The sequence below is a fragment of the Pseudomonas sp. NPDC089407 genome (genome assembly GCF_044900445.1).
Classification (GTDB): Bacteria; Pseudomonadota; Gammaproteobacteria; order Pseudomonadales; family Pseudomonadaceae; genus Aquipseudomonas.
On the sequence record NZ_JBJDNB010000003.1, the window covers coordinates 257,142 to 268,797 of the forward strand.

General features: G+C 64.2%; 7 protein-coding genes. All 7 read left to right on the plus strand.

The genetic code is table 11. From position 1 onward, the window contains the following. Positions 1-13 precede the first annotated feature (13 nt). Positions 14-1,756, plus strand: a complete 1,743-nt coding sequence (gene treZ / locus ACI2KG_RS04440) for a malto-oligosyltrehalose trehalohydrolase (RefSeq protein ID WP_404660942.1) — start codon at positions 14-16, stop codon at positions 1,754-1,756. After that, the gene (gene malQ / locus ACI2KG_RS04445; RefSeq protein ID WP_404660943.1) at positions 1,753-3,822 is read left to right on the plus strand and encodes a 4-alpha-glucanotransferase; all 2,070 of its coding nucleotides are present in this window, start codon (positions 1,753-1,755) and stop codon (positions 3,820-3,822) included. The genes treZ and malQ overlap by 4 nt, the downstream gene beginning before the upstream one ends. Beyond that, positions 3,819-6,593 carry a malto-oligosyltrehalose synthase gene (locus ACI2KG_RS04450; RefSeq protein ID WP_404660944.1) on the plus strand — a complete coding sequence of 925 codons (2,775 nt, stop codon included), beginning with the start codon at positions 3,819-3,821 and terminating at the stop codon, positions 6,591-6,593. Before malQ ends, ACI2KG_RS04450 begins: the two co-directional genes overlap by 4 nt. Before the next feature lie 14 nt (positions 6,594-6,607). Continuing rightward, on the plus strand, positions 6,608-6,922 hold the full coding sequence (locus tag ACI2KG_RS04455) for a DUF2934 domain-containing protein (protein ID WP_400620365.1): 315 nt from the start codon (positions 6,608-6,610) through the stop codon (positions 6,920-6,922). A 154-nt stretch (positions 6,923-7,076) separates the two neighbouring features. Continuing rightward, positions 7,077-9,230 carry a glycogen debranching protein GlgX gene (glgX, locus tag ACI2KG_RS04460; protein ID WP_404660945.1) on the plus strand — a complete coding sequence of 718 codons (2,154 nt, stop codon included), beginning with the start codon at positions 7,077-7,079 and terminating at the stop codon, positions 9,228-9,230. 183 nt (positions 9,231-9,413) lie between these two features. Continuing rightward, positions 9,414-10,208 carry an endonuclease/exonuclease/phosphatase family protein gene (locus tag ACI2KG_RS04465; RefSeq protein WP_404660946.1) on the plus strand — a complete coding sequence of 265 codons (795 nt, stop codon included), beginning with the start codon at positions 9,414-9,416 and terminating at the stop codon, positions 10,206-10,208. Between the two features lie 316 nt (positions 10,209-10,524). Continuing rightward, positions 10,525-11,601 (plus strand): autotransporter domain-containing protein, encoded by a 1,077-nt coding sequence (locus ACI2KG_RS04470; RefSeq protein WP_404660947.1) that lies wholly within the window; start codon positions 10,525-10,527, stop codon positions 11,599-11,601. The last annotated feature ends 55 nt before the right edge of the window (positions 11,602-11,656 follow it).

Below are 11,656 nucleotides of genomic sequence, written 5' to 3' on the forward strand. Positions count from 1 at the left end.
CGCGAGGTCGAAGATGCACAGGCATGGCGCACATTTGATAGACGCCACGTCGGCGCGCTTCGCCCTCTGGGCACCGGATGCGCGCAGCGTGAGCGTGGTACTGGAGCAGCAGCCCGCCATCGAGCTGCTGCCGGAGAAAGACGGCTGGTTCACCGGGATCGCCCCGGCGCAGGCAGGCGACAACTACCACTACCGCATCGACGGACAGCTTCAGGTGGCAGACCCCGCGTCGCGCTATCAACCTGAAGGGGTGCACGGGCCGAGCCAAATCGTGGATGTTGCCGGCTACCACTGGCAGCACCCCTGGCAGGGGCGACCTTGGCACGAGGCGGTGATTCAGGAAATGCACGTTGGCGTGCTAGGTGGCTACCAAGGTGTGGCCGACCAGTTGTCGCGGCTATCCGGCACCGGCGTGACCGCTATCGAGCTGATGCCGGTCGGCCAGTTCCCCGGCGAACGCAACTGGGGCTATGACGGGGTGCTGCCGTTCGCTGCACAGCATACCTATGGCAGCCCACACCAACTGTGCAGCCTGATTGACCAGGCCCACGGCCGTGGCCTGATGGTGATGCTCGACGTGGTATACAACCACTTCGGCCCGGACGGCAATTTCCTTCATCAGTACGCCAGCCCGTTTTTCCGCGAAGACCGCCAGACGCCCTGGGGCGCGGCCATTGATTTCCGCCGCCCGGAGGTTCGCGAATACTTCATCCAGAACGCCTTGATGTGGGTGTGCGACTACCGCTTCGATGGCCTGCGCCTGGACGCGGTGCACGCCATCGACCAGCCCGATTTCCTGGTCGAGCTGGCGCAACGCGTGCGTGCCGCAGTCGAACCTGGCCGGCAGGTGTGGCTGGTGCTGGAAAACGAACACAACCAGGCGTTCTTGCTGGAACAGGGCTTCGATGCCCAATGGAACGATGACGGCCACAATGCCTTGCACGTGCTGCTGACCGGCGAAACCGAAGGCTACTACGAAGACTACAAGCACAAGCCGATCGACAAATTGGCCCGCTGCCTGGGTGAAGGCTTCGTGTTCCAGGGCGAAGCCAACCGACACGGCCAACCTCGCGGCGAGCCCAGCGGGCACCTTGCGCCCAGCGCGTTCGTACTGTTTCTGCAGAACCATGACCAGATCGGTAACCGGGCGCTTGGCGAACGCCTGTCTCGGCTGTGCCCACCCGCAGCACTGCGTGCAGCCACCGGGTTGCTGTTACTCAGCCCGATGATTCCACTGCTGTTCATGGGCGATGACGACGGCAGCCGCGCGCCGTTCCTGTTCTTTACCGATTTCCATGACGAACTGGCCGATGCGGTTCGCGAAGGCCGCCGAGGGGAGTTCGCCCATTTCGCGGCGTTTGCCGACCCCGACCAGCGCGAACGCATACCCGACCCCAACGCCCGGCAAACTTTCGACACCTCCCGGCCGGACGGGCACGATGTGCTGGCCGGCTGGCACGGGCTGTATCAACAACTGCTGGCAATCAGGCACAAGCAGTTGGTCCCGCGCTTGCCCGGCAGTCGCGCACTGGGGGCCGAGGTACTCGGCGACAAGGCGCTAAGCGCTCGCTGGCGCCTCGGCGATGGCAGCACCCTGCGCATCGACCTCAACCTGGCCGACCAGGCGCAGCCCGTTGCCTTGCCTGACCCGGCGCTGCGGCTGTTCGACAGCAGCGACAACGCCCACCCCGACTCGACCCTTTCTCCCTATAGCTGCGTGGTCAGCTTGCTGCCCACCCGCCAGGAGGCGCCATGAGCGAAGCCCTGCTACACCAGCTTGCCGAGCGGGCCGGGTTGGCGCGCGACTGGATCGACGCCAACAATCGGCCACAGCAGGTCAGCGATGAGGTGCTGCGCCAGGTGCTGCAGGCGCTCGGCCATGCTGCCGAGGACGATGCCCAGGTCCGCGATAGCCTGACCAGCCTCGCGCACAGTGATGACGCCCTGCATGTTCCACCTTTGCTGACGGCGGACGCAGGCCAGCCGCTTGCCCTCGGTCACTACTTCGCAGGCCATGCCCGGGTGGACTGCCAGCTGGAAGACGGCGCGCAGATGCAGCTGCAACTGGACGCGCAAGGACGATTGCCAGGCCAGTTGCCGGTCGGCTACCACCGACTGCAGGTGCAAGACCATGAATTCACCCTGGCCGTGGCACCGGCTGGCTGCGTGGCGCTGCACGACCTGGTCAGCGAGGCACCGGCACGTTGCTGGGGGATTGCTGCGCAGCTTTACAGCCTGAGGCGACCGGGCGATGGCGGCTATGGCGACTGCCTGGCCCTTGAAGGGCTGGCCCGTGCTGCCGCCGAACGTGGGGCCGATGCGCTGGCCATCAGCCCGATCCATGCGCTCTCGGCCTACGACCAGCAGCACTACAGCCCGTATTCACCCTCGAGCAGGCTGCTGCTCAATACCCTGTACGCCAGCCCCGCTGCCATCCTCGGTGAGCGCGCAGTGCGCATGGCGGTTGAGGCTTGCGGCCTGGAACAGGTATTGGAAGCGCTAGAGCAGGAGCCGCTGGTGGACTGGCCGCGCGCCGCCGAAGCCCGTCAGCGACTGTTGCAGGCGCTGTACAAGGATTTCAGCCAGGGCGAGCACCCGCTGCGCAGCGACTTCGAGAGTTTCCGCGAGGCCGCCGGCGAGGCACTGGAGCACCATTGCCGCTTTGAGGTTTTGCAAGCTGAAGCGGTCGATCGGGGCTTGGGCGCCGACTGGCGCAGCTGGCCTGAGGCATGGCGCGACCCCTACCATGGTGAAGTGCAGAGCATCGCCGCCAGCTACCCGGCGCGTGTGGAGTTTCATGCCTTCTGCCAGTGGCTGACCGAACGCAGCCTGCAACGCGCCCAGGAGGCGGCGCACGGCAGTGGCATGGCGGTAGGCCTGATCGCCGACCTGGCAGTGGGCGCCGACGGTGCCGGGAGCCAAGCCTGGAGCCGCCAGGATGAATTGCTGGCCAACCTCACCGTAGGCGCTCCTCCCGACATACTCAACCGCTCGGGCCAGGACTGGGGTATTTGCGGTTTTTCGCCGGAAGGCCTCAAGCGCAATGGTTACCGCGCCTTCATCGAAATGCTGCGAGCCAACCTGGCGCACGCCGGCGGCCTGCGCATCGACCATGTGATGGGCCTGCGCCGCTTGTGGCTGATCCCGCGGGGCGCCAAGCCCAGCGAAGGCGCCTACCTGTATTACCCGCTGGAGGACTTGCTGCGCCTGCTGGCGCTGGAGTCGGTACGCCATGGCGCGATCATCCTCGGCGAGGACCTGGGCACCGTACCAGAAGGCTTGCGTGAGGCCCTGGGCAAAAAAAATGTGCTGGGCATGCGGGTATTGCCCTTCGAGCAGGCGTCACCCGGCAATTTCACGCCAATCCTGGACTGGCCGGACGACGCCCTCGCCACCACCGGCACCCACGACCTGGCGCCGTTGGCCGGCTGGCTTGAAAACCGCGACATTGACTGGAGCCACCGCCTGCAACTGATCGACGCGGCCACCGAACTGCATTGGCGCCATGACCGGCAAAAAGAACATGCCGGCCTGCGCCGCACACTTGCCGCCAACTATGGCGCTCTCAAGGACAACGACGACGTGATTGACGCCGCCATTCGCTATGTAGGCCACACCCGCGCTCCGCTGGTGCTGGTCCCGCTGGAAGACCTGCTTGGCCTGGACGAACAACCCAACCTGCCAGGCACCACTGAAGGCCACCCCAACTGGCGCCGGCGCTTTGCCCAGCCGGTGCGCGAGCTGCTGGATGACGCGGATGCCGCGCGCCGGCTGGAAGTGCTGGCCCAGGCCCGCGAGCAAGCGTGGGAGCGTGACCGATGAAACCGCTGACCTCTACCCTGCGCCTGCAATTTCACAGCGACTTCACCCTTGATCAGGCTGTACCGCTGGTACCTTACTTTGCCCAGCTGGGCATCAGCCACCTGTATGCCTCGCCGATCCTCAAGGCCCGCGCCGGTTCACGGCATGGCTACGACGTGGTCGACCCGACCCAGGTCAACCCGGAACTCGGCGGCGAGGCTGCACTGGAACGGCTGGTCGCCGCCTTGCGCCAGCACGGAATGGGGCTGATCCTCGATACTGTCTCCAACCATATGGCCGTGGGCGGCGCCGACAACCCGTGGTGGCAGAGCCTGCTGGCCTGGGGCCGGCGCAGCCCCTATGCGGAGTTTTTCGATATTCAGTGGCATTCCAGCGACCCGCTGCTGGCGGGCCAGTTGCTGCTGCCGTTCCTCGGTAGCGATTACGGCGTGGCCCTGAAAAACGGCGAGCTGCCGCTGCAGTTCGACCCGCAACACGGCGTGCTGCAGGTGGCGCATTACGAGCACCGCTTCCCGATTTGCCCGGGCGACTACGGCTGGGTACTCGCCCTGAGCCCCGAACCTGCCCTGCAGGCCCTGGCCGAACATTTCACCGCGTTGAACACTTCAGCCTCGCCGCTGGCCGACGCGTCGCCACTGCACGCCGAACTGGCCCGCCTGGTGCGCGAAGGCGGCGACCTCGAATCGGCCCTGCTGGCCTTCGACAGCCGCAGCGAGAGCGGCTTCAAGCGCCTGCATTTGCTGCTGGAGCGTCAAACCTACCGCTTGGCAAGTTGGCGTACCGCCGCCGACGATATCAACTGGCGGCGCTTCTTCGATATCAATGAACTGGGTGGCCTGCGGGTGGAACGTTCGGTGGTGTTCGAAGCCACCCATGCCAAGCTGTTCGAGCTGATCGAACGTGGCCTGGTGGATGGCCTGCGCATCGACCATATCGATGGCCTGGCCGACCCGCGCGGCTACTGCCGCAAACTGCATCGTCGGGTCGACAGCCTGTTGGCACGGCGCCCGCTGAATACTGCGCTGGAGCACTTCCCGATCTACGTGGAAAAGATCCTCGGCGCCAACGAGCACCTGCACCGTGACTGGCTGACCGATGGCACCACCGGCTACGAGTTCATGAACCAGGTATCGCTGCTGCAGCACGACCCGGCCGGTGAAGCGCCACTCACCGAGCTGTGGGGCGCTATCAGCGAACGCCCGGACTTCCCCGAGGAAGTGCGCCTGGCTCGGCATCTGGTGCTCAACGCCAGCCTGGCCGGTGACTGCGAGTCGGTGGCCCAGGCGCTGCTGCAGGTGGCGCGCAACGACCTGATGACCCGCGACCTGACGCTCGGCGCGATCCGCCGGGCGCTGCAGGCGCTGGTCGCGCATTACCCGGTGTACCGCACCTACTTCAACGCCTGCGGCCGCCCGGCGCAGGACGAACGCTTCTTCCAGCAGGCGTTGACCAACGCACGGCAAGACCTCGCCGAGGCCGACTGGCCGCTGTTGGCACAAATGGAACAGTGGCTGGGTGGCCGCGCCTGGCGCCACCTGCCGCCGGGTCGGGCGCGCAAACAATTGCGCCATGCCTGCGTGCGCTTCCAACAATTAACCGCCCCCAGCGCGGCCAAGGCCGTGGAGGACACCGCCTTCTACCGCAGCGCCCGCTTGCTGTCACGCAATGACGTCGGCTTCGAGGCCGAGCGCTTCAGCGCCCCGCTGGAAGCGTTCCACAACGAAGCGCAGCGGCGCGCGCGTGACTTCCCGGACAACTTGCTGGCCACCGCTACCCATGACCACAAGCGTGGCGAAGACACGCGCGCGCGCCTGGCCGTGCTCAGTGAGCGCGGCCCGTGGCTGGCCAGCCGCATGGAGCACTGGCGCGAACTGGCCGAACCGCTGCGCGAGCATCTGGATGATGGCCAGGCGCCCAGCCCGGGCGACGAACTGATGCTGTTGCAGACGCTGCTGGGCAGCTGGCCACTGGGGTTGGACGTGCACGATGAACAGGGCTTGCGCCAGTACGCCGATCGGCTGGGACAATGGCAACAGAAGGCCCTGCGCGAAGCCAAGCTGCGCAGCAGCTGGAATGCGCCCAACGAGGCTTATGAAAGGTCCTGTGCCAGCTACCTGAGCGGCTTGCTGCTGGCCCCTGAAAACCTGCAACTGCGCAAGTCGGTAGGCGAGGCAGCGCACCTGCTGGCCTGCCCTGGCGCACTGAACGGGCTGGTGCAGGCCTTGCTGCGGATGACCGTGCCCGGGGTGCCCGATTTGTATCAGGGTAACGAATACTGGGACTTCAGCTTGGTCGACCCGGACAACCGCCGCGCTGTCGACTACGCTTGCAGGCGAAGGACGCTGGATGACGCCACGCCACTGGCCGAGCTGTTGGCTCACTGGCCGGACGGCCGCATCAAGCAAGCCTTGATCGCCCGCGTGCTGGATTGCCGCCAGGCGCATGCCGAGCTGTTCCGCCGCGGCGCTTACCTGCCGCTGAGCGTACAGGGTCGCCACGCAGATAAGGTTGTGGCGTTTGCCCGCCTGGGCGACAGCGAGCGTGCCGTCATTATTGCGCCACGCCTGGCCAGTACCCTGCTGGGTACCGCAGCGACACCCCTGATCCCGGCGCAGAACTGGGACGATACCCGCGTAAGCCTGCCGTTTGCCTTGTCGCCTGCCACTTCGACTGGACTTTTTGGCGGGGCCGTTGTCAGCCCTGTTAGAGAGTTGATGTTGAGCACCGTGTTGTCGGAGTTCCCAGTCAACCTGTTGATCGAACATGCCTAGCATTCAGGAGCGTCGTGATGAGTGTCGATGAAAAACGAGTACGCGAATTTGCCTACCAGATCTGGGAGTCGGAGGGTAAGCCGGAGGGTGAAGAAGAGCGCCATTGGGACATGGCGCGCAAGCTAGCCGAGGCTGAGGCTCTGGCGCCAGAGGCCAAGTCCAAGCCCGCAGGCAAGGCCAAGGCAGCGGCCAAGCCCAAAGCCGCGCCTGCGCCGAAAACCGCAGCCGCGCCGAAAGCGCCAGCCGAGCCCAAGGTGGCTGCACTGCCGGGCGTTAAGCCAGCTGCTGCGAAAAAGCCACGGGCGGTGAAGAAGCCTACTGCTGGATGAGCCTGCCTGGGCCCTTTCGCGGGTGAACCCGCGCCTACAGGCCAAGCGTCAGCCTAGCGCCTGTGCGTGCTTGTAGGAGCGGGTTCACCCGCGAAGAGGCCGGCACATGCAAGCGCCATTTCCATTCCCTGCACCCGGCCATTCGAGGATCGTCATGAGCCCGCGCACCCCAAAGAAAACCCGTTCTGTAGCACCATCGCGCATTCGCGAAGGCCTGCCCTTTCCCCTCGGCGCCACCTGGGACGGCCTGGGCGTGAACTTCGCCCTGTTTTCGGCCAATGCCACCAAGGTCGAGCTGTGCCTGTTCGACCCAAGCGGTGAAAAGGAACTGGAACGCATCGAGCTGCCGGAATACACCGATGAGATCTACCACGGCTACTTGCCGGACGCGCACCCCGGGCTGATTTACGGCTACCGCGTATACGGCCCGTACGAGCCGGAAAACGGCCACCGCTTCAACCCCAACAAATTGCTGATCGACCCCTATGCCAAACAACTGGTGGGCGAGCTGAAGTGGTCCGAAGCCTTGTTTGGCTACACCATCGGCCACCCCGACGGCGACCTTTCGTTCGACGAGCGCGACAGCGCGCCGTTTGTGCCCAAGTGCAAAGTAATCGACCCGGCGTTCACCTGGGGCCGCGATGAGCGGGTACAGATACCATGGGAGCAGACCATCATCTACGAGGCCCATGCCCGGGGCATCAGCATGCGCCACCCGGCCGTACCGGAGAACCTGCGCGGTACCTTCGCCGGCCTGGCCAATGACGAGTTGCTCAAACACATCAAGGACCTTGGCGTGTCCAGCATCGAGCTGTTGCCGATCCACGCCTTCGTCAACGACCAGCACCTGCTGGACAAAGGTTTGAATAACTACTGGGGCTACAACAGCATTGCGTTCTTTGCCCCACACCCGCGCTACCTGGCCAGTGGCAAGATCGCCGAGTTCAAGGAAATGGTCGCGCACCTGCACGATGCGGGCCTGGAGGTGATCCTTGACGTGGTCTACAACCACACCGCCGAGGGCAACGAGCGCGGCCCGACGCTGTCCATGCGCGGCATCGACAACGCCTCGTACTACCGCCTGATGCCCGATGAAAAACGCTACTACATCAACGATTCAGGCACTGGCAACACGCTCGACCTCAGCCACCCCTGCGTCCTGCAACTGGTCACCGACTCGCTGCGCTACTGGGCCGGGGAAATGCATGTGGACGGCTTCCGCTTCGACCTGGCGACCATTCTTGGGCGCTACCACGAAGGCTACAGCGAGCGGCACAGCTTCCTGGTTGCCTGCCGGCAAGACCCGCTGCTGCGTCAGGTCAAGCTGATCGCCGAGCCTTGGGACTGTGGCCCCGGCGGCTATCAGGTCGGCAATTTCGCGCCAGGCTGGGCGGAGTGGAACGACCGTTTCCGAGACACGATGCGGGCATTCTGGAAAGGCGACGAAGGCCAGCTGGCCGACTTTGCTGCGCGCATGACGGCCTCGGGCGATATGTTCAACAACCGCGGCCGGCGGCCCTACTCGTCGGTGAACTTCATTACGGCCCACGACGGCTTTACCTTGCGCGACCTGGTTTCGTACAACGACAAGCACAACGAGGACAATGACGAGAACAACCAGGACGGTACCGATAACAACCTGTCGTGGAACTGCGGCGTTGAAGGCCCGACCGAGGACCCCGGGATCAATGCCCTGCGCATGCGGCAGATGCGCAACTACTTCGCTACGCTGTTGTTTGCCCAGGGTACCCCGATGATCGTTGCCGGTGACGAGTTCAGCCGCACCCAGCATGGCAACAACAATGCCTATTGCCAGGACAGCGAAATTGGCTGGGTGAACTGGGAGCTCGACGACGAAGGCCAGGAGCTGCTGAAGTTCGTCAAGCGCCTGACCCGCCTGCGCCTGACCTACCCGGTGCTGCGCCGTTCGCGCTTTTTGGTGGGCGACTACAATGAGGCGATAGGGGTCAAGGACGTGACCTGGCTGGCGCCCGACGGTAACGAAATGAGCGTGGAGCAATGGGAAGACCCCCATGGGCGCTGCCTGGGCATGCTGATCGACGGCCGCGCGCAGGAAAGCGGTATCGCCCGTCCGGGCGCCGAGGCCACGGTACTGCTGATCGTCAACGCGCACCACGACATCGTGCCGTTCAAGTTGCCAAGCGTGCCTGCAGGCGATTACTGGAGTTGCCTGGTGGATACCGACCGGCCGGAGCTGCGCAAGGGTCAGCACCTGCAGTTCGACAGTACCTTCGAGGTGAAGGGGCGGTCGATGTTGCTGATGGTGTTGCAGCGGGACGAAGAGTGAACCCTGGGATGACCGTGTTTGTCCCATCAGGTATTGGTTAGCTGTACTGGCCCTATCGCCGGCAAGCCAGCTCCCACAGGATCTCCACCGGCTGATAGGCCTGCGCTGTACTTGTGGGAGCCGGCTTGCCGGCGATAGGGCCAGTAGATATAACGCACAAGCACCTGCGATCGAGGAGGATTTGTGGACCCCGAAGCCGGCAGTAAAGGTTTCGCCAGCGTCAACCAGGCCCCGGCCGTGGAGCGGCTGCGGGTACTGACGGTGAATACCCACAAGGGCTTCACCGCCTTCAACCGGCGCTTCATCCTGCCGGAGCTGCGCGAGGCGGTGCGCAGTACCCAGGCCGACATCGTCTTCCTCCAGGAGGTGCTCGGCAGCCACGACCGCCACGCCGCACGCTACCCCGGCTGGCCGCAGACCTCGCAGTACGAATTTCTTGCCGACAGCATGTGGAGCGATTTCGCCTACGGGCGCAACGCGGTCTACCCCGACGGCCATCACGGCAACGCGCTGCTGTCCAAGTACCCGATCATCGAGCACCGCAACCTCGATGTGTCGATCACCGGGCCGGAGCGCCGCGGCCTGCTGCACTGCATTCTCGATGTACCCGGGCAAGGTCCGGTGCATGCGGTGTGTGTGCACCTGTCACTGCTGGAAAGCCACCGCCAGCAACAGCTGCAACTGCTGCGCAAACTGCTCGATTCCCTCCCCCCCGATGCCCCGGTGATCATTGCCGGTGACTTCAACGACTGGAAGGCTCACGGCAACCGTACGCTCGGTTTGCAGAGTGACTTGCACGAGGCCTTCGAAAGCCACCACGGCCACCTTGCCCGCACCTACCCTGCCCGCCTGCCGCTGCTGCGCCTGGACCGCATCTACCTGCGCAATGCCGAAAGCCATGGGCCGCGGATTCTGGGGCACAAACCTTGGTCGCACCTTTCAGATCACCTGCCACTGGCGGTTGAAGTGCGGCTCTAGCAATCATTCTTCATAGCCGCAGCGCGGCAAATAGCGAACCCCGATATACCCTACTTGTTTACTAGGAAAATCAACGGATTGACCCAGACCACGGAACATGAACAGTTCCTTCACGCTTTCTTGACGCAAGCGGCTACCTCTCCTTAGCTGAACATTACCTAGTCGTAAAGATCTCGTGCCGGGCCCCTAGCTCGCGCTTTTGTGCGCGTTTGCGAAAGCCGGCGTGCTGGTTTGCGTCGCCCTCTGTTTTTGCCGTACAGCTCGTGACAACAGGCCAGTCCATGGGCTGTACCCCACAAAACAAAGGAGATCCGCCATGAAAAACACCTCGGGCCCACTGCGCTTCGACCGTCTTTTCCACGCGGTTTCCACGTCGCTGCTTCTGGCAACCCCGGTGGAAACTTTCGCGTTCGAACTGCAGGGCGACCCCGCTTCGCCGGGCTTTCTGCAGCAGACGGTAGTGCCACAGCTATCGCTGGACCCGGTCAGTGCCAGTGCTTTGAACATCGCCACCCTGGATGCCTTTTCGCAAAGGATGAGCGAGCGCCACGGGCAGGCGGTACCCGACCTGACTGCCAGCCAGTGGGCGCAGTTCTTTCCTGCCGGCACACGCAACGGTGCACAGCCGCCAGACCAGCTTGAAGCACCCAGCCAGCAATTGATGATCGGCCCGGACCTGTTCGTGCGTGAAACCGCTGCGGGCAACGTGCACCGTGCGGGGATTTTCGTCGGGCACAACAACCTGCAAAGCAGCTTCAACGGCATGCGCCCGCTGCTGGGCGACAAGCAGCGCAATGCGGTGAACCTGAGTGGTGAAAGCCTGGGGGTGTACTGGAGCATGACCCATGAACAGGGTTGGCACCTGGATGCCGTGGCCATGGGCTCGCGCATCGACGTCAATGGCCGCGGCGAGAGCGGCCAGCGGCTGGACGACAGCGGTCACGCAATGACCTTCTCCCTCGAAGGTGGCATTCCCATCAAGCTGGGTGGCAGCTGGGTGATCGAGCCACAGGCGCAATTGATCAACCAGCAGTTCTTCCCTGGCAGCCGGGTCCAGGAAGAAACCTTGCAAGCGTTTGACAGCCAGCCGAGCTGGAGTGGCCGGGTCGGCGCCAAGTTGTCCGGGCGCTATGAGGTGCGCGGCATGCCGATCGAACCGTATGTGCGAACCAACGTGTGGTATGACTTTAGTAATGCCGATGAGGTGAAGCTCGACCAGGTCGACAAGATCTCCAGCTCGCGGTATTCGACCACGGTGGAACTGGGCCTGGGGCTGGTGGCGCGGGTGACACCTGCGGTGGCCTTGTTTGTGAGTGCCGATTACAGCAGTGACGTGGATGACAATGATTTGAATGGGCTGATTGGTAGCCTGGGGGTGCGGATGCGGTGGTAGCCTGCCCCGGCCCTATCGCCGGCAAGTCAGCTCCCACAAGTCCTGCACAGCCCTT